Origin of the sequence: Fictibacillus solisalsi (assembly GCF_900103485.1) — a bacterium.
GTDB classification, from domain to species: Bacteria; Bacillota; Bacilli; order Bacillales; family Fictibacillaceae; genus Fictibacillus_C; species Fictibacillus_C solisalsi.
In genome coordinates this window covers 1,195,279-1,220,761 of record NZ_FNHW01000001.1, presented here as the reverse complement: position 1 = coordinate 1,220,761, position 25,483 = coordinate 1,195,279, and the positions used below count along the sequence as shown (strand labels likewise).

28 protein-coding genes, 1 tRNA gene and 1 pseudogene are annotated in these 25,483 nt (G+C 43.8%); 8 read left to right on the top strand and 22 right to left on the bottom strand.

Annotation, left to right across the window (positions count from 1 at the left end; genetic code table 11):
- Nucleotides 1–16 precede the first annotated feature (16 nt).
- The 3 genes from BLT53_RS06360 to BLT53_RS06350 all read left to right on the top strand — a co-directional run bounded on the left by BLT53_RS06360 (nucleotide 17) and on the right by BLT53_RS06350 (nucleotide 2,303).
- Entirely contained in the window at nucleotides 17–637 is a 621-nt protein-coding gene (locus BLT53_RS06360; RefSeq protein WP_090233547.1) for a DUF47 domain-containing protein, read from the top strand.
- A 13-nt stretch (nucleotides 638–650) separates the two neighbouring features.
- Nucleotides 651–1,658, top strand: a complete 1,008-nt coding sequence (locus BLT53_RS06355) for an inorganic phosphate transporter (protein WP_090233544.1) — start codon at nucleotides 651–653, stop codon at nucleotides 1,656–1,658.
- 141 nt (nucleotides 1,659–1,799) lie between these two features.
- Nucleotides 1,800–2,303, top strand: coding sequence for a hypothetical protein (locus BLT53_RS06350; RefSeq protein WP_090233542.1), 504 nt, complete (start codon nucleotides 1,800–1,802; stop codon nucleotides 2,301–2,303).
- 33 nt (nucleotides 2,304–2,336) lie between these two features.
- On the opposite strand, the gene BLT53_RS06345 is transcribed toward BLT53_RS06350, so the two are convergent.
- The 14 genes from BLT53_RS06345 to BLT53_RS06280 form a co-directional block, all read right to left on the bottom strand.
- Entirely contained in the window at nucleotides 2,337–3,545 is a 1,209-nt protein-coding gene (locus tag BLT53_RS06345) for a DUF2515 family protein (RefSeq protein ID WP_090233540.1), read from the bottom strand.
- A 96-nt stretch (nucleotides 3,546–3,641) separates the two neighbouring features.
- Nucleotides 3,642–4,217, bottom strand: coding sequence for a DUF502 domain-containing protein (locus BLT53_RS06340; protein WP_090233539.1), 576 nt, complete (start codon nucleotides 4,215–4,217; stop codon nucleotides 3,642–3,644).
- Nucleotides 4,218–4,229: 12 nt separating this feature from the next.
- The gene (gene dat, locus BLT53_RS06335; protein WP_090233538.1) at nucleotides 4,230–5,087 is read right to left on the bottom strand and encodes a D-amino-acid transaminase; all 858 of its coding nucleotides are present in this window, start codon (nucleotides 5,085–5,087) and stop codon (nucleotides 4,230–4,232) included.
- A gap of 121 nt (nucleotides 5,088–5,208) precedes the next feature.
- The gene (locus BLT53_RS06330) at nucleotides 5,209–5,460 is read right to left on the bottom strand and encodes a hypothetical protein (protein WP_139168373.1); all 252 of its coding nucleotides are present in this window, start codon (nucleotides 5,458–5,460) and stop codon (nucleotides 5,209–5,211) included.
- A 91-nt stretch (nucleotides 5,461–5,551) separates the two neighbouring features.
- A complete protein-coding gene (gene nadE / locus BLT53_RS06325) occupies nucleotides 5,552–6,379 on the bottom strand; it encodes an ammonia-dependent NAD(+) synthetase (protein ID WP_090233535.1) in 828 nt (275 codons plus the stop codon).
- Nucleotides 6,380–6,502: 123 nt separating this feature from the next.
- Nucleotides 6,503–6,883: a kinase-associated lipoprotein KapB gene (kapB, locus tag BLT53_RS06320; protein ID WP_090233533.1), complete on the bottom strand. Its 381-nt coding sequence runs from the start codon at nucleotides 6,881–6,883 to the stop codon at nucleotides 6,503–6,505.
- Nucleotides 6,880–7,182 carry a hypothetical protein gene (locus BLT53_RS06315; RefSeq protein WP_090233532.1) on the bottom strand — a complete coding sequence of 101 codons (303 nt, stop codon included), beginning with the start codon at nucleotides 7,180–7,182 and terminating at the stop codon, nucleotides 6,880–6,882. The genes kapB and BLT53_RS06315 overlap by 4 nt, the downstream gene beginning before the upstream one ends.
- A 114-nt stretch (nucleotides 7,183–7,296) precedes the next feature.
- Complete coding sequence (locus BLT53_RS06310; protein WP_090233531.1) at nucleotides 7,297–9,186, bottom strand: PTS fructose transporter subunit IIABC; 1,890 nt, start codon at nucleotides 9,184–9,186, stop codon at nucleotides 7,297–7,299.
- The gene (pfkB, locus tag BLT53_RS06305; protein WP_090233529.1) at nucleotides 9,183–10,112 is read right to left on the bottom strand and encodes a 1-phosphofructokinase; all 930 of its coding nucleotides are present in this window, start codon (nucleotides 10,110–10,112) and stop codon (nucleotides 9,183–9,185) included. The genes BLT53_RS06310 and pfkB overlap by 4 nt, the downstream gene beginning before the upstream one ends.
- Nucleotides 10,109–10,861, bottom strand: coding sequence for a DeoR/GlpR family DNA-binding transcription regulator (locus BLT53_RS06300; protein WP_090233528.1), 753 nt, complete (start codon nucleotides 10,859–10,861; stop codon nucleotides 10,109–10,111). Before BLT53_RS06300 ends, pfkB begins: the two co-directional genes overlap by 4 nt.
- Nucleotides 10,862–11,044: 183 nt before the next feature.
- A complete protein-coding gene (gene trhO, locus BLT53_RS06295; protein WP_244520362.1) occupies nucleotides 11,045–11,983 on the bottom strand; it encodes an oxygen-dependent tRNA uridine(34) hydroxylase TrhO in 939 nt (312 codons plus the stop codon).
- An 89-nt stretch (nucleotides 11,984–12,072) separates the two neighbouring features.
- Nucleotides 12,073–12,147 (bottom strand) — tRNA-Arg (locus BLT53_RS06290).
- Between the two features lie 100 nt (nucleotides 12,148–12,247).
- Nucleotides 12,248–12,631 (bottom strand): DUF2203 domain-containing protein, encoded by a 384-nt coding sequence (locus tag BLT53_RS06285; RefSeq protein ID WP_090233526.1) that lies wholly within the window; start codon nucleotides 12,629–12,631, stop codon nucleotides 12,248–12,250.
- Between the two features lie 99 nt (nucleotides 12,632–12,730).
- Nucleotides 12,731–13,012, bottom strand: coding sequence for a hypothetical protein (locus tag BLT53_RS06280; RefSeq protein WP_139168372.1), 282 nt, complete (start codon nucleotides 13,010–13,012; stop codon nucleotides 12,731–12,733).
- A gap of 214 nt (nucleotides 13,013–13,226) precedes the next feature.
- Between BLT53_RS06280 and BLT53_RS06275 the strand changes: the two genes are divergently transcribed.
- On the top strand, nucleotides 13,227–14,693 hold the full coding sequence (locus BLT53_RS06275) for an amidase family protein (protein WP_090236737.1): 1,467 nt from the start codon (nucleotides 13,227–13,229) through the stop codon (nucleotides 14,691–14,693).
- A 42-nt stretch (nucleotides 14,694–14,735) separates the two neighbouring features.
- On the opposite strand, the gene ltaE is transcribed toward BLT53_RS06275, so the two are convergent.
- Nucleotides 14,736–15,776 carry a low-specificity L-threonine aldolase gene (gene ltaE, locus BLT53_RS06270; protein WP_090233524.1) on the bottom strand — a complete coding sequence of 347 codons (1,041 nt, stop codon included), beginning with the start codon at nucleotides 15,774–15,776 and terminating at the stop codon, nucleotides 14,736–14,738.
- 93 nt (nucleotides 15,777–15,869) lie between these two features.
- Nucleotides 15,870–16,649, bottom strand: coding sequence for a phosphatase PAP2 family protein (locus BLT53_RS06265; protein ID WP_090233522.1), 780 nt, complete (start codon nucleotides 16,647–16,649; stop codon nucleotides 15,870–15,872).
- Nucleotides 16,650–16,810: 161 nt separating this feature from the next.
- Here BLT53_RS06265 and BLT53_RS06260 point away from each other — a divergent pair, with 161 nt between their 5' ends.
- The gene (locus tag BLT53_RS06260; protein WP_090233521.1) at nucleotides 16,811–17,086 is read left to right on the top strand and encodes a YciI family protein; all 276 of its coding nucleotides are present in this window, start codon (nucleotides 16,811–16,813) and stop codon (nucleotides 17,084–17,086) included.
- Between the two features lie 29 nt (nucleotides 17,087–17,115).
- Here BLT53_RS06260 and BLT53_RS06255 read toward each other — a convergent pair whose 3' ends face one another.
- Both BLT53_RS06255 and BLT53_RS06250 read right to left on the bottom strand, forming a co-directional pair.
- Nucleotides 17,116–17,400 (bottom strand): hypothetical protein, encoded by a 285-nt coding sequence (locus tag BLT53_RS06255; protein WP_090233520.1) that lies wholly within the window; start codon nucleotides 17,398–17,400, stop codon nucleotides 17,116–17,118.
- A gap of 10 nt (nucleotides 17,401–17,410) precedes the next feature.
- The gene (locus BLT53_RS06250; RefSeq protein WP_090233519.1) at nucleotides 17,411–18,187 is read right to left on the bottom strand and encodes a class I SAM-dependent methyltransferase; all 777 of its coding nucleotides are present in this window, start codon (nucleotides 18,185–18,187) and stop codon (nucleotides 17,411–17,413) included.
- 98 nt (nucleotides 18,188–18,285) lie between these two features.
- Here BLT53_RS06250 and BLT53_RS06245 point away from each other — a divergent pair, with 98 nt between their 5' ends.
- The 3 genes and pseudogenes from BLT53_RS06245 to yjcZ all read left to right on the top strand — a co-directional run.
- Nucleotides 18,286–20,457, top strand: coding sequence for an MMPL family transporter (locus tag BLT53_RS06245; protein WP_090233518.1), 2,172 nt, complete (start codon nucleotides 18,286–18,288; stop codon nucleotides 20,455–20,457).
- 99 nt (nucleotides 20,458–20,556) lie between these two features.
- Nucleotides 20,557–21,135 (top strand): glycerol-3-phosphate 1-O-acyltransferase PlsY, encoded by a 579-nt coding sequence (plsY, locus tag BLT53_RS06240; RefSeq protein WP_090233516.1) that lies wholly within the window; start codon nucleotides 20,557–20,559, stop codon nucleotides 21,133–21,135.
- Nucleotides 21,136–21,385: 250 nt separating this feature from the next.
- Nucleotides 21,386–21,589 (top strand): annotated as a pseudogene (gene yjcZ / locus BLT53_RS06235) (sporulation protein YjcZ); the annotation flags it as partial.
- A gap of 101 nt (nucleotides 21,590–21,690) precedes the next feature.
- Here the strand turns inward: yjcZ and BLT53_RS06230 are convergent.
- The 4 genes from BLT53_RS06230 to BLT53_RS06215 form a co-directional block, all read right to left on the bottom strand.
- Complete coding sequence (locus BLT53_RS06230) at nucleotides 21,691–22,428, bottom strand: exonuclease domain-containing protein (RefSeq protein ID WP_090233515.1); 738 nt, start codon at nucleotides 22,426–22,428, stop codon at nucleotides 21,691–21,693.
- On the bottom strand, nucleotides 22,406–23,515 hold the full coding sequence (locus BLT53_RS06225) for a DUF294 nucleotidyltransferase-like domain-containing protein (RefSeq protein WP_170834252.1): 1,110 nt from the start codon (nucleotides 23,513–23,515) through the stop codon (nucleotides 22,406–22,408). Before BLT53_RS06225 ends, BLT53_RS06230 begins: the two co-directional genes overlap by 23 nt.
- Before the next feature lie 4 nt (nucleotides 23,516–23,519).
- Nucleotides 23,520–24,818, bottom strand: a complete 1,299-nt coding sequence (locus tag BLT53_RS06220; RefSeq protein ID WP_090233512.1) for an ammonium transporter — start codon at nucleotides 24,816–24,818, stop codon at nucleotides 23,520–23,522.
- Nucleotides 24,819–25,025: 207 nt separating this feature from the next.
- On the bottom strand, nucleotides 25,026–25,460 hold the full coding sequence (locus tag BLT53_RS06215) for a BrxA/BrxB family bacilliredoxin (protein ID WP_090236734.1): 435 nt from the start codon (nucleotides 25,458–25,460) through the stop codon (nucleotides 25,026–25,028).
- Nucleotides 25,461–25,483: the final 23 nt, after the last annotated feature.

The window sequence follows — 25,483 nt, the reverse complement described above, 5'->3', positions numbered from 1 at the left end:
ACGGAGGTTTTAGTCAATGATTTTTGGATCAAAAAAAGATTTGTTTCTGGACTTACTATCAAGCATCGCAGATAACGTACGCGACTCCGCTCAGTACTTTGTGGATTTTAAAATCGGTTCTGAAGCAGACTTGAAAGAATTTGCGAGAAAAATGAAAGAATACGAAAACAAGGGCGATGATTTTATTCATGAGCTCATTATCGGTTTAAATAAAACCTTTATTACTCCCCTAGAACGTGAAGACATTTTGGAACTTGCGAATAAAATGGATGATATCCTGGACGGCATGGAACAATGTGCTTCCCGCTTCGAAATGTATAACATTGTTAAACCCGACCAATACATGGTAAAATTTGCAGGGCATATTCTCGAAGCAACCTATGAAGTTGCTGAATCTGCCAAGTTGCTTCACAAGAAAAAACTTATGGAAATCCGTCCTCATGCGATCAAATTGAATGACCTTGAATCTGTAGTGGACGACCTTCTACGTGTAAGTATTAAAAACTTATTCAGCACGGAAAAAGACCCTATCAAAATTATTCAGTATAAAGAGCTTTACGAGCTTCTTGAAGCGATTTCCGACAGCACAGAAGACGTGGCCGATACTCTCGAAACTATCATCATGCGAAATGCCTAAGGAGTGATTGGCTATGGATATGTTATTTGTTCTGATTATTTTAGTCGTTATATTTGCACTGGCGTTTGATTTTATTAACGGATTTCATGATACCGCCAATGCAATTGCGACCTCTGTGTCAACAAAAGCTCTTCCACCAAAGGTAGCGATTGCGATGGCGGCAACGATGAACTTTGTCGGTGCCCTTACCTTTACAGGAGTTGCAAAAAGCGTAAGTAAAGACATCGTTGATCCTTTCCAGTTCAACGATGAAAAAATCGGACTGATGATTGTGCTATCGGCTCTGATTGCCGGTATTGCTTGGAACTTGATTACCTGGTACTATGGTATTCCTTCCAGTTCCTCACATGCCATTATTGGTTCCATTGCCGGAGCGGCCATCTCTGCTGCAGGGTTCGGTGTTTTAAATTACGACGGTTTTGTTAAAATCATTCAGGCATTAATTATTTCGCCTTTTGTGGCTTTGGCTGTCGGCTTTATCATCATGAGCATCTTTGCAGCAATTTTCAAAAATTTCAACAAGACGAAAACCAACAAAGGATTCCGTACGTTTCAGATCTTCACAGCGGCCCTTCAATCCTTCTCACACGGTACGAACGACGCGCAAAAAGCCATGGGGATCATTACTCTTGCTTTGATTGCCGGTGGATATCATGCAACTGAAGGCATTCCTATGTGGGTAAGGGTGGCTGCGGCGCTTTCTATGGGTATTGGTACATCGGTCGGCGGATGGAAGATCATTAAAACCGTTGGCGGAAAAATCATGAAGCTTCAGCCAGTAAACGGTGCAGCAGCTGATTTATCTTCTGCTATTATCATCTTTACATTTACAGCGTTAAAGCTGCCGGTCAGCACGACACATGTTATTTCCTCAGCAATCATGGGGGTTGGTTCAGCGAAACGGGTGAAAGGTGTAAAATGGGGCGTGGCGCGACGCATTGTCATGACATGGATTATTACCCTCCCTATTTCCGCCGTTATTGCTGCCATCGTCTATCAACTATTAAATCTATTTCTATAAATGAACTTGGAAAAAGCCTCAGGGAATCAATCACCTGAGGCTTTTTCCAAATTCATTCTGATCCCAACCGAGACCCTTGTCTATACGATCTACCCTAAACAAGCATATACATAGGAAGAAAACCAATTTGAGGTGAAAAATTTGTCCAGAAGCAGAAAAAACAACCAATCCCTGCGCTTTTTTCCTTATGGCGGATATGACCCATTCCACAAAGAATCTGTTTCCCACCATCCTGAACTGATTGAACCTTCCCCGCCACGGCCTCCGTTTCCAGCACCAGCGCAGGGACTTTTCCCTGAAGCAGCAATGGGCGCCTTTCCGCCGCCTCCAAGTCCAGGTGCCTATATGAACTCTCAAATGCTGCCGCCACGTCCCCCATATCCATACAATCCCTACTATATGCCACAGGGTGCGTACGGAAAACAGCAAAACACGAAAGCCGCGCAATCGAACCTGCCTTCCCTGCCGAATGGATTTCCTTTTGGAAATGGAGGTTTTCCCGGAGGTCAGCAGTTTCCATTCAATCAGCAGCAGCCTTTCCAAAATCCCGGCGGCCAATTCAGCTGGGGGAAGACATTTAACGGCATTAACTCGGCCATGGGTATGATGCAGCAATTGGGTTCGATTATCTCCCTCTTCAAATAATACAAAGAGAGACTCAAGCTTTTGAGTCTTTTTTTATGTAAATAGCTGTTTCGCCAAAACTGCCCCCTCCAGATGATGAAGATCAATCCAATACGCACGGTCGATGAACAGCGGTTTTTCGTGAGAGATACCATCAAAAAACGGCGGCAGAGCTGTCCCGGTAAACCAGTCTTCCTTTTGGGAAACACTGCTGTAAAAGATAGTCCAGCATGACAGGAGTTCAGGACTGTAAAACGGAGATGCTTTTCTTTTTAGTGAAAAAAAACGGATTCGTTCCTTTTTATAGCAGGGCAAATAAACGGCGGCATCCGAACTGAAAACATGTCCCCAATAGTCTGCTCTTGATCCTGTATGCTTTTGCTTGTCTGCAAATTCCAAAATCCCTGAAAAAATTTTCTCATGAAAGAGCAGGCTGTACAGGCGCTTTCCAATTTTTATCCGTTTGGACAGGTCACGGAACGCTGTTACCGGGATTCCGGCCAATTTAGGCTTCTCACCTGCCACCGGAAAAAAGATCTTGGTCAGCTGAAACAGATTTTGCAGCTGAAAAGGGAGACTTTGAAAGACTTCTTTATGGATATCATTTTGAATTACTTCCTTTTCAATCACGTTCTGTTCATTGATGATTAATGCCATCGTAAGAATTCGGCTGTCTTTCTTCCAGAAAAAATGCTCCCATACTCCCCTCATGAATGAAGAAACATCAAATCCTTTAAGCAGATGAAATAAACTCCTCCCCAGCCTTTTGCTTTCTTCATACAGCAGCAATTGAGGATAAACGTCCTGAAAGATTATACTGTTTGCTGTTTCCAGCGTCCAGTAAATCTTTTGCCGCTGCTCATCAGTAAGCAGCCTCTTCAAAAATTCTCCCTGAAGGTCGGTCATATGATAGCCTGCGTTACGTGAGACCATATGTGCCAGAAAAGCCCAATGCAGTTTTTGATGCCGTTTGAAATATCGGTAATAGGCATCTGTTCGGGTAATATTATTTTGGTTTTTTTCCCTCGTTTTTTGCAGTATGTCCTCAATGATCCTCTTTTCATCGCCAATATATACAGGAATTTTCCCATCGAAATCATGCTTTTTCAGCCGGAAAGACAGCCAGTTTTTATCATCTGGGGACATTTTCCAAAAATATTCTTTTTCTGCAGCCGGCTTAAGACGTTTAAAAAAGCGGGCTGTTAGAGCGGACGGAATAAGAAAGGCTTTGGAAAGCGTCCGGTTAATGCGGTGATTTTTCATAAGGCATCTCCTTCAACACCGTTCTGATAAAAGGTATGAAAGGAGAAGCAAAAATAAACCATCATCCATGCCGATTGCTGGATGATGGTTTATGAATCATGATTTGGTGGCAACGCCGCCTGACAGAATGAATTTCATGGCGTCTTCGGCCTTAATATCAAGAACCGTAACCTCATTTTTGGGTACCAGAAAGGTAAATCCGGCGATCTGGAAAGTTTGTGGAATGTAGACGGCAACATGCCCCGAAAGATCATCTCCCAGATCCTTCAGGTCTTCAGCGGTAACAAACCCAATGCTTTTTAAACCAGTAGCAGGTATCTCCACCAGGACAACTGTTGAAAACGACTTCTTTTCACCGAGCAGCGACTGAAAGGTATCTTTAATAACGGTATAAAGCGTTTTAACCAGCGGAATCCGTTCCAGAGCAGAATCAATAAGAAAAATGATCCGGCCGCTGATGACCTGTGACGAAAGCCAGCCGAGAAGTGTCAAAAGAATAATTGTTGCCAGAATGCCAATGCCTGGTATATAGCCGCCCTTCATATAGCTTCTAAGTGTATCCCCAAGGATCCCGTCCAGAAAATCGAACACTTTGACAAGAACATAAAAAACTAGAATGATCGGAAGAGCGGTAAGGATTCCGTTCATAAAATACTTGGCAACGGTTTTCACTATCCTTCTCTCCTATTGATGCACACGGTGCTGCTTGATTCTGTCTTTCAGCTTTTCCTGCAGTCGGCGCGTTACAGAGCCTATTGGATAGGTTGCCTGCACAGCTCCTTCAACGGAGATGACAGGTGCAATCTCCATGGTTGTACTTGAGATAAAGACTTCATCTGCTGCTTGAAGTTCTTCGGTTGTGAACGGCTCTTCGTTTACAGTGATTCCCTCTTCCCCGGTAATTTCAATAATATGCTGCCGTGTTATTCCGTTTAAAATAAGATTTGTTGCCGGATGTGTGTGCACTTCATTATTTTTAACGATAAAGAGGTTGGAGGAAGAACCCTCCGTACAGATTCCGTCCCGGTGCAAAAGAGCTTCACCGCAGGAATGATCGGCCGCAATTCGTTTTGCCATCGTATTTCCAAGAAGATTCAGGCTTTTAATGTCACAGCGGAGCCAGCGAATGTCTGGTGTCAGGTATGTTTTTATGCCCTTCTCTTGAGCATCTGCCGGAGGATCCATTTTTCGGGCAAATCCGGTAATCAGACTGGCTGATTCTCTTTCGTACAAATGGGCCCTTGGTGAAGCGCCTCTCGTCATTTGTATGTAAACAATGCCATTATGGATGTTGTTCGCCTTAATCAATTCGGCGGTCTTCTCCTTTACTTGCTCTATAGAATAGGGCAGTTTCATGTCGAGCTTGCTGGCACTTTCTTCAAAACGGCGAAAATGTTCATTCAGGGAAAAGGGTTCACCGCCATAAATATAGACAACTTCATAGATGCCATCCCCGAAATTATAGCCTCTGTCTTCCATATCAATAGAGACATGATCCCGTTCAATAATCTGGTTTCCAAATAAAACAAATTGATTCTCCATTTTATATCACCTCGTAATCGATTATATGACAGGATTACCGTGTTTAGCTACCTCCAATGTCTTTATGCGACAGTTTAAAAAAAGATTGCCAGTGTATATGGGCAATCTTTCTTGATGAATTCTATTCTTTTTCAGCGGAAACTACTTTTTGGTTCTTCAGTGTTACGATGTATTTGTCTTTCCCCACTTTTACTTTGAATTCATCATCGTACTGGTTCTTTAAATCTTCATCCAGTTCAAATTTCTGCTGAAAATGATCGTTAATTGCTTTTAAGTTTGCTTTGCGATTATTCTCTCTTTGAATGGAAGACGATAAAACGATTACAAAAACAACGGTGCTGATGACAAAAATAATCTTTGCTCTTCTGCTCACGGCCTGCTCCCTTTCTCCATATGATTCCAAAGATAAGTATATCTTATCTTTGCCATGAAAAAAAGCAGACGTTTGGTCTGCTTTTTTCGTCCTATTTCCACCAGTCATCCTGCGGAGCGGCAGGCAAGTGCCGTTTATGTTCTGTAATGGCATACCGGTGTTCGATTTTTTCTATGGCTTCCGCCGAAACTTCTTTCCCTTCGAGGTAATCATCGAGTTCATTATACGTAATGCCAAGTGCTGTTTCATCGGGTACCCCAGGTTTGTCCTCTTCAAGGTCAGCCGTAGGAACTTTCATGTAGATTCTTTCTTCTGCTCCCAATTCTTTCAGCAATGCCTTCCCCTGTCTTTTGTTCAGACCGGTCAATGGCACAAGATCACATGCTCCGTCTCCATACTTGGTGAAAAATCCGGTAATAGCTTCAGCCGCATGATCCGTCCCAATTACAAGGCATTGATTGGCTGCTCCAATATCATATTGAACTTTCATTCTTTCTCTGGCTTTGATATTGCCCTTTAGAAAATCCGTGATCTTTCCTCCGGTCGCTTCATGAAAGGCGTCTGCGGATGCATCCACTGCATTTTTAATATTCACGGTAACCGTGCGATCCGGTTGAATGAAGTTCAATGCTCGCTGTGCATCTTCTTCATCCATTTGGACGCCATAAGGAAGACGGACAGCGATAAACTGGTAGCTGTCATCTCCTGTTTCCTTCTTTAATTCATTAACCGCCATCTGGGCCAGTTTACCTGCAAGTGAAGAATCCTGGCCGCCGCTGATTCCGAGGACAAAGCCTTTCAACTTATTCTTCTTGACGTATTCCTTCATAAATCCAACTCTGTTTTGGATTTCTTCCTGTGGATTTATCTCGGGTTTCACTCCTAAATCATTAATTATCTTCTGCTGTGTTTCAGTCATGATTTCATCCACCTTTGTCGAAGTAATACAATTATATTACCCTGTTATTAAAAACGAAAAACTATGTTAGCTTTTATCACATGGTATTATACCATTCATGATACCCAGTTGTATTGTTTTTTGTTACAAACGGTATTCCTTTTTCAACTCAGAAAGCTCGGAAAGAGAGCGTGCGGACCAGTCATCCGCTCTTTGCTCCAATTCCTTTTGCATCTCCTCCAGTGAAGTTTTCAATGATTCATGATAGTCCGGAACCTGCTCCTCGTAAGGTTTGACCGTATGCTCTGGAGCCCATGTTTTTTCCTGAAAAGCCAGTGCTTTTCGCTGATGAAAAAACGGAACATCTGCCTGGTTTGGATTGTGCAGGTCTCCCTGTTTTGGATGCTTCAAAACAGCCAGAATACTCACAAGTACTTTTCCATTTTTCACCTGTTCTGCCTCACCTATGTATTTCCCAGTTTTGTATAACGCAGTAACTTTCATTCCCGGTTCGATTATATTCATGGTTTTGGTCTCCTTTCGATTTCTTTCATCACTTCAAAGGCCAAATCTTCATTCCCGAATAACGAAAGCACTCCGAGTACGGTTTCGTCCGCTATTTCTTCGGACTCTTGTTTAGAAACGGTTTGTTCGAGCATATGGTTGAGCCTTTCATTTTCCTGCTGAGCCGGATAGGCACGGAAGTACAGTGCTTTCGGATCGATATCGTGATTGATGCACCATTGGGCAAACACAAGGATCATCATGCCTTCATCTTGTTTATAATTTTGAATAATTTGCTGTTCCAACTCTTTTTGATCCATTTTTATTTCACTCCTTCATTCCTCTCCCCTATTTTAGCATCCCTTTTACAAAAAGAAAAAGCCAGTGAAGTTTTGTGAAAAACCCTCCACTGGCAGATCGGATATCTGATAAGGTTATTGCTGTACTGGTTTTTTCCAGAAGCCAACGAGCAATGCTGTAACAAGGGCACCAATCAGGATCGCCAGCCCGTACAGGAATGGATTTCCTTCAACAAACGGAACAACAAAGATTCCGCCGTGAGGCGCCCGGAGACCGATGCCAAACAGCATCGTGAGCGCTCCTGCTGTTGCGGAGCCTGCCACCAGAGAGGGGATGACCCGTCCTGGATCTGCTGCCGCGAATGGAATGGCGCCTTCGGTGATGAAAGAAAGACCCATTACATAGCAAGTTTTTCCTGCTTCCCGCTCCTGCTTTGTAAATTTATTTCTGAAAATGGACGTTGCAATAGCGAGTCCGAGCGGTGGAACCATACCGCCAGCCATAATCGCTGCATGTGGTGCAAAGTTACCGGCATCAATCATTGCGATACCGAATGTGAACGCCGCCTTATTGATTGGGCCACCCATGTCAATAGCCATCATTCCGCCAAGCAGAAGACCGACCAGGATGGCGTTCCCTTTACCCAAGCCCTGGAGCCAGGAAGAAAGAGCTTCATTTAAAGCCTGTACCGGATCATTAATCACAAATAGCATGATCAAACCTGTAATCAGTATGCCAAACACCGGATAGAGCAACACGGGTTTAATGCCTTCCAAGGATTGAGGAAGCTTGGAAAACAATTTTTTCAACCCGAGAACAATGTAACCCGCAAGGAATCCGGCGATCAGTCCGCCAAGGAATCCGCTGTTTCCTGTGGATGCCAGAAATCCCCCAACCATCCCTGGTGCAAATCCGGGGCTATCCGCGATGCTTCGAGCAATAAAACCGGCAAGTACGGCAACCATTAAAGCAAAGGCCGTTTTACCGCCGATCGTATCAAGCGCGGCCGCAAACTGATTATAGGAAGGATCTTTTGGATCAGCTGAATGGATGCCGAACATAAAGGAAATGGCGATTAATATCCCGCCTCCCACAACAAAAGGAAGCATGTTGGAAACACCGTTCATCAAGTGGCGGTAAAATGCTGATTGACGCTTTGGTTTTTCTCCACCTTCAGCGGCTTGCGGTCTGCTGCCTGCTGTATAAATTGTTCCCTTTTTTTCTGCCGCATCATTCAGCAGTTTTTGCGGGTTTCGAATAGCCTGCGCCACCGGAACCTGAATGAGTTTTTTACCCTGAAAACGGTCCATTTCCACTTGCTTGTCTGCAGCGACAATGATGGCTGAAGCTTTTTCAATATCCGACGAGGTTAACCGGTTTTTCACACCGCTTGAGCCGTTGGTTTCCACTTTTAGTTTAAGCCCAAGTTCATTAGCCTTGGCTTTTAATGCGTCAGCGGCCATATAGGTGTGGGCGATACCGGTAGGACAAGCAGTAACAGCAAGTACATACGTTTCGTCTTCACTAGTTTCTACTGATTCCTCTTCCATTTCCTCTTCTGCTGCCTCGGCGTCTTGTTTTTCATTAATCAATGAAATGATTTCATCTTCTGTTTCCGCTTTCAGTAAACCTTCACGGAATGCCATATCCATCAAATAGGAAGACAGCTTGGATAATGTTTCAAGATGTTCATTGTTTGCGCCTTCACTGGCTGCGATCATAAAAAACAGGTTGGACGGCATGCCATCAAGGGCATCATAATCCACTCCCTTCTCACTGCGGCCAAACGCAATGGAAGGGGTTCTAACAGCTGCGGTTTTGGCATGCGGAATCGCAATTCCTTCACCAATTCCGGTTGTACTTTGTTCTTCTCTTGCAAGGATTGCTTCCCGATAAGCTTCCTTATCATTCAGCTTTCCTGCTTCATCCAATTTATTGACAAGCTCATCAATCACATCCGGCTTATCTGTAGAAACAAGATTAAGCTTGATGGTTTCTTTTGTAATCAGTTCTGTAATCTTCATCCTTCTTCCCCCTCTATCAGGTTTACGGTTACTTCAGGCAGATAGCGGTCAATGTCTTTTGCATTACAAAACCCTGTTGAAAAGGCAGAAGCGCTTCCTGCTGTAACCCCAAATTTAAAAGCTTCAAGCACATTACCGTGTCTGGTGTAATGCGCAAGGAAACCGGCAACTACGGAATCGCCCGCTCCAACAGAATTTTTTAAGGTTCCGGCTGGCACATTGGCAAAGGCAGCAAGCTCTTTGCTGACTAACACCGCCCCGGCTCCGGCCATGGATACAAGCACATGCTGTGCCCCCTCATTTACAAGCTGTTTTGCATATGCAGCAGCCTGCCGGGGCTCTTGAATAGTGGCTCCTACAAGATCTCCCAGCTCAAGATGATTCGGTTTAATTAAAAATGGCTGATGGGCCAGTGCCTGCTGCAAAGGGTTTCCTTTTGAATCAAGAATGGCCTGAGCTCCCTTTTTCCGTATGGAGGAAATTAGTTGACCATAAAAATCATAGGGTAAACTGGATGGCAGGCTTCCTGCCAGCACCACAAAATCTGAAGTTTCAAGATTAGCCAAAAGATGTTCTTCCAATTGTTCCAATGCAGATGCTGGAATGGCCGGAGAAATTCCATTAATTTCTGTTTCTTTTCCGGTATTTAATTTAATATTTATTCGTGTATTTTCTTCCACTCGGATAAATCGGGTGCCAATTTCGGCCTTTCGAAGGGAACTTTCAACAAAATCACCTGTAAACCCACCGACGAATCCGGTCGCAACGCTCTCTACGCCAAGGTTTTTCAATACTTTTGATACGTTGATTCCCTTTCCCCCTGCCACTATGGATTGTTCATTGACAAGGTTGATCTCCCCTTCATTTAAACCATCTGTTTTCACAAAATAATCTATGGAAGGATTTAGTGTTACTGTATAAATCATTTTTCCACCGCCTTAACCAGGGTCTTCTTTTCAAATGATGCAAGCTGTACGTTTTTGCTTTTAACGGTAATAATAAATGCTTCTTCAAGCAAGGCGACTTTAGAAAAACTGGATTTTCCAAATTTTGACGGATCTGCGAGTACGTATTTTTCTTGAGAAAGTTCAAGTACCTTTTGCTTTAAGATGGATTCCTCAGGATCTGGTGTCGTATATCCCCAGTCCTCATGGATCCCGTTTATACCGATAAAACATTTATCAAAACGGTAATTTTCCAGGCTCTTAATCGCTCCGCTGCCAATCATGGCCCCAGTCTTTGGCTTTATAAGACCGCCAACCAGGTATGTGGGGATCCCCTTTTCTACGAGCGGTTCGACGAGCTGAATTCCATTTGTTACAACAATCAGATTTTCCAGATTCAAATGAGGAATCATTTGCATTGCAGTTGTCCCGGCATCCAGGTAAATGCATTCATGTTCCTGAACCAATGAAGCTGCATATTGGCCAATTCTCTGTTTTTCCTCCACATTTCGGAGGTTTTTCTCGGCAAGGGAAGGTTCTTCTGCTTTATCTTCGATCCTTGATGCCCCGCCATGTATACGTTTTAGCTTTTTAGCTTTTTCAAGTCTATCCAGGTCCCTGCGTATGGTTGACTCTGAAGAACCAGTTTCCTGGACAAGCTCTTCAAGGGTCACTACCTTTTGGTGATCGATTAACGACAAAATGATTTCCTGACGTTGCGAAAACAGCATCTTATCCCTCCTTGCTGTTATTCATTATAAAGTAAGCCTTTTCAAAAATCAATCAAAAACTTTCAAAAACAATCATTTTCAATCAATAATTGTAATTTTCAGTCAAAACCATTCATTCCTGTGATCGGTTTTGACAAAAGAAAAAAGCAGCCAGCTTTCGCTGGCTGCTTTTGATTGGTTACATTATTGCGCTTTTGTTTCGTTCATTTCATTTTCAAGCTCATATCGGTTTTTCGGATGCTCACGGCACTCGTCCGAACAAGAGCGTTTATATTTTACTTCACATTCCTCACAGCAAACGTGCTGACGATTGCAATCAGGATTTGCGCAGTTTACATAACGATCTTCTGTTTTACCGCAATAATAGCATTTGGCGATGACCACATCTTCCTCGGTACGGTTAACCGGAACAGAAATCCGCTCATCGAAGACGTACATTTTGCCATCCCAAAAACGGCCTTTTGTTTCCTCATCCTTACCGTATGTCGTAATCCCGCCATGCAGCTGGTAAACGTCCTTAAAACCTTCTTTCAGAAGGTATCCTGAAAACTTTTCACAACGGATTCCGCCTGTGCAGTATGTGAGTACTTTTTTATCTTTGAACTGATCAAGATTTTCTTTAACCCACTCCGGAAAATCACGGGATGCTTTTACATCCGGGCGAATGGCATTCCGGAAATGGCCGATTTCATATTCATAGTCATTTCTTCCGTCTACAATCACGACATCATCCCGCTGGATCATTTCCATCCATTCTTTAGGGCTCAATCGTTTTCCAGTAACCTCGTTCGGATCCACGTCCTCTTCAAAGCGCCATGTAACCAGCTCTTTTTTTGGACGGACAAACATTTTTTTAAAGGCATGCTCGTCTGATTCATCGATTTTAAAAACGATATCTTCAAAACGAGGATCACTCTTCAGATCCCGCATATATTGCTCTGTTTGTTCAACCGTACCCGAGATTGTTCCGTTGATTCCTTCAGGAGCAACAATGATTCTCCCCAGGACGCCGAGTTCCTTGCAATACTTTAAATGTTTTCTTGCGAAGTATTCATGCTCCTCGACTGGTACATACTTATAATACAATAAAATCCGATAAGGCTTTTGCATTTCGTTTGTCATATTAATCACCAACCTGCAACGTTGAATTTTGTTTATGAAATGCATATAAAAAACCACCGGAATTACCCCGTGGTATTTATAACTTTAATTGGCGCGCCCACCAGGATTCGAACCCAGAATACGAGAGCCGAAATCTCGTGTGATATCCATTTCACTATAGGCGCTTAATGAACTGCTTGGTTACCGTCACGAGATATATCATAAACAATTTTCAGGAATAAAACAACCCTTTTCAAGAAAATATTTTTATTTTTTATTTCAAACTTAATTTTCCAGCGATTTCCGGTTGGTATACCCTTCTTCAATGCCGTGATAATGCGTAATCGCCGGTTCTCCCTGTCTCCAGCACAGCAATACTTCCTCGTTTTCGATCATTGCCGGAAAATCGACAAGCCCCGCGTGGATATCTTTTAGTTCCGCTCCAAATGCATGAATATTATGGATGTAACTTTGAGCTTCCATTTCCATAAAATCAAGCTTGCTTTCTAGTACAAAAAAATCCTCATCCGGCGGATTATCCGACAACCGCAATTTTTCCAATTGATCATAAAATTTCACAAAAGAAAGCTGAAGCTGCTGAAGGGCTTCTAACTCACGAATAATGACAGGCAAAAGCTGATTCGCTTCTTCAACAGTAAAATATTTCATGCTATTAGACTCCTCTAGTGTTTAATACTCTTTCATTATAACAACACTTCGGATGAATAGCATTAATAATGTTCCCGCCTAGAAAACCCTGGTTTATAATTAGACGTTTGCTGTCTGCTTTTTCGGCTGTTTCAGATCCAGATAAAAATTTCTTACCTTCTCATCTTCAAGCAGCTCCGGGAAGTCTCTCCGGTACTCAGAACTGATTAAAATGTGGGCTGCCAATGTTCCGGAATTTTTATTCATGAGTCGGCGGAGAGTCAGCCACTTTTCCTGTTTTGTTTTTAAATGAAACTTTGTCACAAACAGCATCATTCTATCATCTGCACTAAAATTGGTATGATTTCCCCTATAGAGTGTAAGACTAGTAATTCCTTTCATTCTCCATCACCATCCCCTTCACGTTCTTTTTACCATTATTATTCAATGTTTTTAGAAATATACTACCCCTTGGTAAATAAATCTATTACTCCTAGTAAACTTATTTTAAATACTAGACGGTGCAGTTTGCGATACGGACGATTTTTTGCTTTAATTGAATTATCAAAAAATGGGAAATTTAATTAAAATTAAAGTGAAAAGCGGGGAAAAAGCAATGCCAGTTACAAAAACCAATTCCTTCCAACTGGAAGAAGCAACGATTTCATATTTACAGGAAGCGCTCAAAAAAGAAGAAATTACTTCGCTAAAGCTGGTGAGGATGTACATAGAACGAATTTCGGAATATAACCACAACGGCCCAGGACTAAATGCGGTTATAGAAATTAACCCTGACGCCATCCACATTGCTGAAGCACTCGATGCAGAACGATTGTCTAAAGGTGCAAGAGGTCCTCTTCACGGTATTCCAGTTTTGATCAAAGATAACATTAATACCGGTGATGCCATGCACACAAGTGCAGGCTCGCTTGCCATGAGCGAATCGTATGCCGACCAGGATGCATTTATCGTCGCAAAACTAAGAGAAGCAGGTGCCATTATTCTCGGGAAGACCAACCTCACAGAATGGGCAAATTTTATGACGGAAAACATGCCCAACGGATTTAGTTCTCGGGGAGGACAGGTCCTAAACCCATATGGACCTGGAAAATTTGATGTCAGCGGTTCAAGCTCCGGATCCGGATCGGCAGTAGCTGCAAACTTCGCCGTGGCCGCTATAGGAACCGAGACGTCCGGATCGATCACCAGTCCCGCCGCTGCCAACAGCATTGTCGGAATCAAACCAACCGTTGGCCTGCTTTCGCGGTTTGGAATCATTCCTATTTCTGTCAGCCAGGATACCGCCGGCCCCATGACACGGACAGTAGCTGATGCCGCCATACTCCTTGGGGCGATGACCGGTTTTGATCACAATGATGCCGCCACATTAAAAGCTGCCTACTCAAGCAGAACTGATTATACTGCCTACCTGAGGGAACATGCATTAAACGGTACACGTATCGGTATTTCCTATGAATATTCTGTCAGAGAATTGTCTCCTTCTCAAAGGGAATTATTTGATCATGCCATTGCAATTATGAAAGAAAAGGGTGCAGAAATCGTGACTCTGAATTCAGTAACTCCTCTCGAAAAAGAAGAGGGGGATTTTAATGTATTGCTTTATGAATTTAAATCGGGTATCAACTCCTACTTGAATCGGCATACTAAACTTCCATCAATCACCTCTCTTGAAGATGTGATTGGCTATAATCTAAAGCACCCTGAAGAATGCCTGAAATACGGGCAGGTTCTCTTGGAGCAAAGCGAAAACACATCCGGTACACTTACCGAATCCTCGTATTTAAACAGCCGACTGGATGATCTTAAAAAAACAAGAGATCTCGGAATTAATCAGGCTCTTAACGAGTTTCAGCTGGATGCCATCTTGTATCCAACAGATGCCGGCTATGGGTTTCCTGCTAAGGCAGGCTATCCTTCGATCAGTGTACCAGCAGGCTATGATAATGAGGGCAAACCCTTTGGCATCCTTTTTACAGCAGATGCATTCTCCGAGCCCAAGCTGATCGCACTGGCCTACTCCTTCGAACAGGCAACGAAATACCGTGTACCGCCAAAAATGTGAGGTTACAAAAAACCGGCTCCAAACGGAAGCCGGTTTTTGATATTAATGCAAAATGACTTTTGAAGAGATAATCGCCGAAATGCTGGCGAGCGCTTTATCAATATCTTCAAAGCTAACATCATAGTGAGTGGTAAATCGAATCGTTTGAGGTCCAAAAGCAACAGCAAGTATTCCTTGGTCCTTGAGCAATTGAAGGAAATGGTCGGCAGAAAATCCGGTTTGCCCAATATTAACCAAAACAATATTGGTATCCACCTGGTTTTCGATGCTAAGCGACGGGATTTCCGCCAAGCCCTTTGCCAGCTTGCGGGCTTTTTCATGATCCTCTTGTAAACGCTCTGTCATCTCGGTAAGTGCGATCCATCCGGGTGCGGCCAGCACACCTCCCTGGCGGAGCCCGCCGCCCAGTCGTTTTCTCCACTTTCGTGCTTTCCGGATAAAGTCGGCCGATCCCGCAATCAGGGAGCCGACCGGTGCCCCAAGCCCTTTGGAAAGACAAATTTGTACCGTATCACAATAAGAAGCGTAGTCTTTCACGCTCGTTCCACTGCCCGCTGCCGCATTAAAAAGGCGTGCACCATCCATATGTACTGGGATCGAGGCAGCAGAACAAATTTTGTAAATGTCTTTCATATCATGAAGAGGAACGATCGCTCCACCTGCACGGTTATGCGTATTTTCCAAACAAACAAGGCTTGTCTCAGGGTGATGAATATCGTCACTCCGTATCGCATTTTTAACATCCTCTGCTTGCATGGAGCCGTTGGTTCCCTTGACCAATCGAGGCTGAATCCCTGCAAAAGCAGATACAGCAGCTCCTTCATACATATAAATATGGGAATCACTTTCCATGATAACTTCACTGCCAGGTGTTGTATGAGTCAATACGGCAATCTGGTTTCCTTGTGTACCGCTCGTGACAAACAGTGCTTTTTCCTTTCCAAGCATGTCAGCAGCGGTTTCTTCCAAGGAATTAATAGCAGGATCTTCTCCATAGACATCGTCCCCTACCTCAGCTTCATACATCGCCTTTCGCATACGCTCTGTCGGCTTTGTCACTGTGTCGCTTCTAAGATCGATCATTGCACTATACCCCTCCGGATGTTTTTTGTCTATCGTAACACATTTATCTTTTAAAAAAGAAAAAAACTCCGGCAGCCCGGAGTCCATTTATGTTTAACTTGGAATGACTTCGCTTTTCTTTTGTTGAAATCCAGCAGTAAGGTCACTGCTTCTTTTGCTTTTTTGAATGTCCCCTTCCACTCGCTGATAGCGGAGAGAACCAACGACCATGACACCCATCTGTCTTCCCAAATTCATCCCTTCCTCAACATCTGCTTTATATTGAATGCCTGCCAGAAACATAGTCCATGAGATCTCTTCAGCCAGCGATTTCAGCTTCCCGTCCTCATGGGGGAAAAAGTAGGACAAGATCATATGGGCACAGCCTGCAGCGGAGGCCTGCTCACATACAAACGAAGGAGAAGAGCGGACTGAAAGAACCGGCTCAAGGGAGGCATCCAGCTGTTGGGGGCGTGGAACATCATGCATGTTTTTCACATAGTGAACGGCAGCCGCGGTATCCGACAATCCCATAGCCAGAGCTGCCCTAACTCTTGCAGACAACATAGGTGATAATTCATAAGAAAAAATCAGATTTTCAGTTACCCGAAACCAAAAATCTTTTAGATGCTCACCATAAAAGCTGATCTTCCGCCGCTTGTCAGGAGTCAAATTTCGTAAGGACGAACGCACTTGTTCGAGCTCATTGCCTTTAAAATCAACAGAAGCCGGATTCCTCAACTCCCAAATGACCACGTTCCCTTTACTGTCGGTAAACTCTCCCCTCCTGTTTCGTTTCAGGAAAAAGGTCGGCCAATTATTTTCATGTCCTTCATCTCGACTCATGCTGCAATCAAACGAACTCCATGCAGGATATCTTCTGTTTGTTCTCATTATACTCCCCCATGCATCCTGATTATTTTTTTACTGGTATTCATTTAACCTTATGGATGCAGATCAAAAAACTTTCTTACATTTTTCAATGGGCATACGACTTTTCTTTTTGGCGGTTTGACTTCATAATGAAAGAGACTACACATCCGGGAGGTAAAATAATGAATTATTATGCTGTCCGTTTACCTGTATTAGACGAAGAAAAAAGCAAGGTTCACCGTGAGGAACATCTCAGCTATCTACAAAACCTTGCAGAAAAAGGGAATATCTTTACATATGGAAGATTCACCGACGGAACTGGTGGACTTGTAATTTACAAGGCTGCCAATCTGGAAGAAGCGACTTCACTTGCCAAAAAGGATCCGTACGTTGCAACCGGTGCCAGAGATTGCGTGGTTAACGAGTGGGCCATGAACACTGAGGTACTTTCGAAATAAAAAACAAAAACCCGGCAAGCAACACTGCTTTACCGGGTTTTTTCTTTAATATATGCAATAAAACCATCTCTGAATCCATCGTTCACAAGAAGCTTCTGTACATAGTGGACATCTTTTAACGGACCGTTTTTTTCAAACGATTGAATCAGACCGGAAGATTGCGGATCGTTCACAAACTCTTGATACCAAGACTGTTTTTTTAATTCCGCCAAATAGTGATTAAGATCAGGATCTTTTATCCTTAATATATGCTTTTTAACAAATCCCACAATCCCGGCACCCGCAAGAATAAGCAGCATTAACCCCGTCAGCATCGCCTTCTCCTCAATCCCCTAGTTCAATGGTGGCATAATGGAACTTGGACGAAGGCCGTTTTATTACGGTAAATCCAAATTGTTTAAATCGGCTGCTTTTATAATGGTCCTTCAATACAACCCGTTCTTTTGCGACCCTCTTTGCTTCCGCAATGATATCAGCTGTGAGCGGTGAATATTCCGCCATATTTTTCAGACCGCCCAGACCAGGAGATTGTATGGATTCCTCAAACATCGGATCAAAATAAACAACATCGAAGGATTCGTCGGACTGTTGCTTCAGATAGTCCAAATGATCTTCGTACAGAATGGTGATTCGGCGCATGGCTTCATCCATTTCCTTCAGCCCGCTTTCCCATGTTATCAATCCGCTTTTCACCAAAAAGGCGATGTATTGGTTTTTCTCCAATCCGGTCACTCTCCCCTCTGGTCCGACAGCCAGGCTGCATACAATCGCATCAGAAGCCAGACCGGCCGTACAATCAAGAATGGTCATGCCTTTTTTCAGCCCTGCAGCTGTGAGCAAAGGATCATGCTCTCCCCTTACGATTTGCTTAACCCGGAACATGGAGGAATTCGGATGAAAAAATAGCGGTTCTGATCCTCCATATGGATGCAAGGTCAGTTTTTCTTTACCAACCATTAATAGATGATCCTGAAATTGGGTATGTAAGGAAGAGATGGATTTATTTTTTCTCGACACAAACGTTCCCCCGACCGTCTCGTTGATTTTTTCCGCTTTTTCGATCAATTTTTGATCAAATTTACCTGCCGTTGTCACAATCATTGTTGTTTCACCAGAACCTTTTTTATTTAATCTTTTATCACACATTCGCCGAAAGAGCAATCCTTCACCCCAGACATCAGCTTTTAAGGAGGAAATTCATGAAGAAGTGGAGTTTGTTTCAGGGAATCGGAAAATTCGTTTATACATATCGGAAGCTGATCATTATGGTTTGGATCTTGCTTGCCGCAACATTTAGTGTACTGGCATTGAAACTTCCAGAATCCCTTAGCGGAAGCGGTTTTGAGATGGAAGGTTCATTTAAAAAAGTGGAAAACATGATGCAGCAGGATTTTGACCAGCCTAAATCATCGGTTATGGTGCTTTTTCAATCTGATACCCTCTCACCCCAAGATACAGAGTACAAAAACACCGTAGATCGTACGCTAAAAAAATTAAGAGATGTGGATCATGCGGTCAGTATAACCTCACCTTACACTTCAGCAAAGATGATCAAAGGAAACACCTCATATGCGACTGTGAATTTTGACCTGAATTTCGGGGAACTAAAAAAATCGATCGAACAGATCCGCTCCAGAACGACAAGCACAAAGGATGTCAAAATCGGAATCACAGGCGGTCCGGTTATCGCCGAAGACATGAACACAGCGAGCCAGAAAGATTTGGCACGCGCCGAGGCGATAGGACTTCCCGCAGCCCTGATCATTCTTCTGCTTGCGTTTGGCGGCCTGGTCGCAGCATGCCTGCCGATTCTTATTGGTTTAATCAGTGTCGCCTGTGCGATGGGTGTGCTTTTCCTGGTAAGTCCGGAACTCAATTTAACGATTTTCATATTAAATGTCGTTCCGATGATCGGCCTTGCACTCGGAATTGATTTCGCGCTACTGCTCGTCAACCGTTTCAGAGAGGAATTGGAGAAGAATCCAGTCGAAAAAGCAGTCATCACGTCAGTACAAACAGCAGGCAGATCCATCGCGTTCTCTGGCTTGTGTGTGTTTCTGGGGATTTCAGGCATGCTGCTCATCCGAATCGATATCTTTCGGTCCGTTGCCCTCGGAGGCATGGTCGTTGTTATCATTTCGGTCATCAACGCGCTCACGTTTCTCCCGGCCGTCTTAAGTGTCTTCGGCCCACGCATTAACTCGCTAATGATTTTAAAACGCAATCGCGAACGAGCGGGCTGGAAAGCTTTTGCTTCATTTGTGATGAAACGGCCAGGAATCATGCTGATCGCGTCCATCGCCATTCTTATCCTTTTCTTATTGCCCGTACGTCATTTAGTATTATCGATTCCCGAGGCGGAGTCTCTTCCTCCTGATTACGAATCAAGGATCATGTTCGAGAAATTCGAGGACACATTCGGCAGAAAAGATTTATACCCTGTCACCATCGTGGCAAAAAGTGATGGAGATATAACGAGCAGTGATAATCTTAACAGAACGGAGCGGCTGGTCGAACGGCTGAAAAAAGAAAAGGTGGTCGACCGGGTGGACTCCCTATTCTCCCATGCCGGTGGCATGCCTCCTGATCAACTCCAATCTTTCATCAAAACAACGGAAGGAAAACGCCGTCTGCAGCCGGTGCTTGACCATTATACAAAGGATAATCTAACCGTCATCCAGGCGTACCTTTCAGTAGGTGTAACGTCCGACAAGGCAAAACAATGGGTCAAAGATTGGGAAGGTAAAAAAAACGGTTTAGAACTCGCATTGGGCGGTTCGACCAAATTTAATCAAGAAATATTTGATGAAATTCTAGATAAAACACCTGAAGGGCTTTTGATCGTATTGCTATCAACCTTTGTTATCCTTCTTCTTGCTTTTCAATCGTTATTTATTCCATTAAAAGCAATTGCTATGAACATTCTCAGTCTTTCGGCAACTTTTGGCCTTTTGGTGTGGATCTTCCAAAGCGGAAATCTTATGGATCCCGTCAGTATTGGATTAATGATTCCCGTCTTTACGTTCGGTATCGTCTTTGGGCTGAGCATGGACTATGAAGTTTTTCTCATTTCCCGAATACAGGAAGTCTATGAAAACACAGGCGACAACGACAAGGCAACACTTGATGGTTTAACGTCGACCTCCAAAATCATTACCTCTGCCGCTGCCATTATGATCGTAATTACCGGTTCGTTTGTAACAACGGATGTCATGCCAGTAAAACAAATCGGCATAGCCATTGCGCTGGCCATTTTCATAGACGCCACTCTCGTCAGAATGATTCTTGTCCCTTCCTTAATGAAACTGATGGGCAAATGGAACTGGTGGCTGCCCTTCAAGAAAACTACAGCAAAAAACCACGCCCAGTAACGGCCGTGGTTTTTGCTATTTGCTTGTTTAAAAAATTCCTATCCTAAACCATCGCAATGATTATATAATAGGAGAAAAGATCAGCGAAAGGTGAATCGTATGGTATTTTTTATTCTATTATTATCTTACGTTATTGGATCGGTTCCTTTTGCGCTCATTGTAGGCAAGTGGGGCTACGGCATTGACATCAGACAGCATGGAAGCGGAAATCTAGGAGGCACGAATACCTTCCGTATCCTTGGAAAAAAAGCAGGCTTTATTGTAACCATTTCAGATATTCTCAAGGGAACCCTTGCCGCTTGTCTTCCCGTTTTGTTTCACACAGATCTTCATATCCTTGTTGCCGGCATTCCGGCAGTGCTCGGCCATTGCTATCCAATTTTTGCAAGGTTTCGTGGCGGTAAAGCGGTTGCCACGTCCGCAGGAATCTTATTGTTTTACGCTCCCCTTATGTTTGTCGTCCTTGTGGCTGTATTTTTCGTTGTCCTTTACCTGAGCAAGTATGTTTCTCTTTCTTCCCTCATCGCCTGCTTGGGCGCTGTAGTCTACGGACTGATCGTAAAAGACATGCTCCTAACGGGGGTAATGACGGCATTTCTGGTGTTTCTTCTTTATCGTCACCGTACCAACATTGTAAGAATCATAGCCAAAACAGAGCCGAAGATCACATGGCTTTAAACGTTCCGAAAAGGAACGTTTTTTTATTTTTTTAAAAAAATCCGCATTTGTCCCCGTTACCGACCAGGGCAAACGTACATAGGCTGTAGGGTGATATATACCTATATTATTTAATAACGGAGGGACAATAATGGAAAACAAAAAAATAAATGTACCTATGGCACCGACAAATAAACCGGTGAACGCCCCTGTCAATATGCCTGTAAACAAACCCGCCAACATCCCGTTAAACAAGCCACTTAACATACCAATGGCTCCCGCAGCACCCGTCTACGGCCACGGCTATGATGGTTATGGATACGGAGGAACACCTTGTTATGATTATGGTTATGGCGGCGGATACGGCGGCTATGATGGTGGGTATGGCGGGTATGGCGGACGCTTCGGATTTACCCTGGTCATCGTGCTCTTTATTTTGTTAATCATTATTGGCTGCTCCTGCTGGTCCGGATTTGGCAGCGAGGAACGTTGCGAAAGCAGTAGCTCGAGCAGCAGTTCATGCAGCAGCACAAAAAGTCATTAATAAAAAAGCAGGGGCGAACCGCTCCTGCTTTACTATTTGATATGAATATACAAGTCTTCCAGTGTCTCAATTCCCTTTTCAATACATAACCGCTGCAGGCTCAACCACAAATTGCTCATAATTTTCACATCACCATCCGCCTTGTGCCGGTTCTGGCAGGGAATATTAAAATAATCGGCAGCACTGTCCAGGCTCGGAAAAGGACCCTCCCCGGTGAGACGTTCCGTCAGGAGAGCCAGCTCCAGGGCCGGCTGTTTTAAGGATGAACGATATCTTCTCCACAAGTAATGGTTCAAGAACGCATAATCATGAGAAATATGATATCCAATGATAATGCCTCCGGATAAAAAGTCCAGAAATTCTTCTGCTTTTTCATCCAATGCCGGTGCCTCTTTTACATCTTTTTCGGCGATACCAGTAAGAAGACTAATTTCTTTCGGAATCTCTGTTCCGGGATTGATTAAACTACGAAACTCATCAATAACCGATCTATTTTGGATGCGGGCCGCTGCCAAAGAAAAGATCTGGTCTCCGTGCTCCGGCCGGAAACCCGTTGTCTCTGTATCCAGCACAATAAAAAGGACATCTTCCAACCGGGTTTGAAGATCAGCGCGCTTCGACGCTTTTTCCTTCAGCATTCTCCTGATCCATGCTTCATGCTGAAAGGACCCGGGGCTTCCTGGCGGTACTTCCCTTCTTTTCAGACCCAGATTGAACAGGCGGTTCATGAACTGCTTCAGATTTCCGTCAAAACCCGGTTGATTGTTCAAACTGTATTCCTCTCTTTTTTGTCTTTTTTTGCAGCCATTTTACCAGGCGCATTGTGTCCTTCAACTGATGAACACGCTTGGTTCCCAAACGGCTTAACAGGATATGATAATCCAGCTTGTCATCATTTTCCCTGGCTTTCACTGAATGGCAGAGCCGCAGGTCCAGAAGAAAGTCATAGGCCAGAATACAGTCTTCCAGTTGAAGCAGGGATAGCTCACCCCGTTCCTCTAAAACAATCAATCTTGCCCGTGTTGAAGATTCTTCAACATTGCTGATGGCAGCCAAAACTTTAACAGCATTTGTAAAGGGAGCAAACACACCTTGCTTTACATCAAAACGGCCGGCGAATTTCCCCCACCGTTCAGTGAATATCATTCCCGCAAAGTTAATCGGTATATCATGAGATCCTGCAAGGGAGGACATCTTCATGATTACATTCGGATGTTGCCGAAGTTCATGAAGGTACCAAGATTTCAGTTGATACAGTAGACCGGGATTGCCGAAAATTGGCCTGGTGTCCAAGAGCATCATCAAATATTTTAAATCATGCTCACTCGTCTTGTTCCAGTAGGCGGCCATCTGTGTTTTCCATTCGCTTTCACTGTGTCTCCAACGAGGATTGGATGCCATTACATTCCCGGGGCATAAAGGATAGCCAGCCTCAGAAAGATAATGAACGGACGCTTCAGAGAATTCCCTTGCAAATCGTTCAGCCTTCTCTTGATCCATTCTGAAATCATGGATCAACCCATTATCCTGATCCGTCCAGATCGTCTGTTCTTGTCTTGCACTTGATCCCATGCTAAAAAAACAAAGATTCCCTTCAGGCTCTCCGATGTCCTGAATAACACGTTCGTATGCAAAGGCAACCGCCTTCCTCGCAATCACATCGTGCGTTTCATTCAAATGAGCATATATTTCCCCAATTGAATGCTGGGAATCCTGCAACGCCTGAATCCACGAGATGAACTTCTCGTGGACCCTTCGCAATTCTTCCAGTGTAGCCGCTTTTTGTACCTTCTCCTTTACACTATGAATCTTAAAGGCGACCTGTTTGCCTTTGGATTCATCAAAAAAATTCAACATGAACCTAATTGGCTTTCTTTGCGCTGGTAAGTGAAGGATCAAGGTGCTCAGGGTAACCATATGAACCATGTTCACTGATATCCAGTCCGGAAATCTCCTGCTCCGGAGTTACCCGAAGGCCGACAAGTTTCTTCATGGCAAACAATAAAATGAACGAAATAACTCCGACATAAACTGCCGCGCCAATAACACCAATGGTTTGAACAAACAATTGTTCAAATCCTCCGCCATAGAAAAGTCCCGCTTTTCCTACTCCTGTCTGTTCCACAAGACGAGGTGAAGCAAAAAACCCGGTTGAAATTGTCCCAATAATACCGGCAATCCCATGAACAGAAAAAGCATAAATTGGATCATCAACCCCTTTTCTTTCAAAATAGACCGATGTCCAGAAGGTAAACGCCCCTGCAAAGAATCCGATCACAATTGCTGCCCAGGCTTCCACAAAAGCACACGCTGCAGTAATTGCCACCAAAGCGGCAAGTACACCATTTACCATTGCAGGAATATCCGCTTTCCCTGTCAGGAACTTGGAAGTCAGGATTGCCCCGATTGCGCCAGCCGCCGCTGCCAGATTAGTCGTCAAAGCAACATAGCCAAAAAATCCATCCGCCGTACCCATCGTACTTCCTGCGTTAAATCCGAACCAGCCAATCCAAAGAATAATCCCGCCAAGCACCGTATAGACCTGGTTATGTCCAGGAATAAGGTTCGGTGTACGATCCTTATTGAACTTACCAATCCTCGGCCCAAGAAGAAGCGTAGCTACCAGAGCAGCAATTGCACCTTGCAGATGGACAACCGTTGAGCCGGCAAAATCCTGCATCCCCATTTCTCCGAGCCATCCACCGCCCCAAACCCAGTGACCGATGACCGGATAAATTAAAACGGTGAAGACGATGCCGAAAATAAAATAAACGGATAATTTCGCACGCTCGGCAAATCCTCCCCACGCAATGGCCAGTGATACACCGACAAACGCCAATTGAAACAAAAATTTAAGAGATAGCGGCACATTGGCCCAGGATAAAGCATCGAATGTTTTGCTGTCTCCTTCAAGCATCCACCCGGAAGTTCCAAATAAACTGTTGCCCTCTCCGAATGTGATTCCAAATCCCGCCGCCCAAAAAGCAATCGTAGCAAGGGCAAAACTCAAAATTTGTTTTCCGGCAACATGCCCTGAATTCTTCATGCGTGTGGATCCTGCTTCAAGTAGCGCAAATCCCGCCTGCATCCCAATTACCAGGACCGCTGCAACCATCACCCACAGAGAATCCATATACATCATGATTGTACTTTCCTTCATGTTACATCTCCACCCTTCTACATGTCATGTTTTCTAACATCTAATAGGTATACTATATGACATGTGAAAAGAAAGTGCAATTGTTTTCTGAATATTTTTCAAAATAAGTTGATTAATTTGTCCTACTTATCTCCTATTTTCTGCATAAAAAAAAGAATCTCCAGTGGATCGCAAAAGCTCCCCTGGAGATTCCGGTATTGATATAGTTTATTTATTATACGTGTTATAAGCGTTCACAAGGTTTCCAACGATCTCTTCCGCACTGTGGTTTTCAATATCGTGGCGGTGAATAAAGTGAACCACTTCTTTGCCTTTTAATAGGGCCATGGACGGAGAAGAAGGAGGATATCCTTCGAAATATTCTCTCATTTTTGCGGTTGCTTCTTTATCTTGTCCAGCAAAAACCGTAACCAAATGATCGGGTTTTGCTTCATGGTTAAGTGAATAAATTGCCGATGGCCTGGCCAGGCCTGCAGCACAGCCGCACACGGAATTGATGAAAACAAGGGAAGTTCCCTCTGCATTTTCCATAAAACCGTCCACTTCTTCTGGTGTTGTTAATTCTTTGAATCCTGCATTTGTAAGCTCGGCTCTCATCGGCTGGGCCATTTGCTTCATGTACTCTTCGTAAGCGTTCATAATATCCCTCCAAATCAATCTGTACT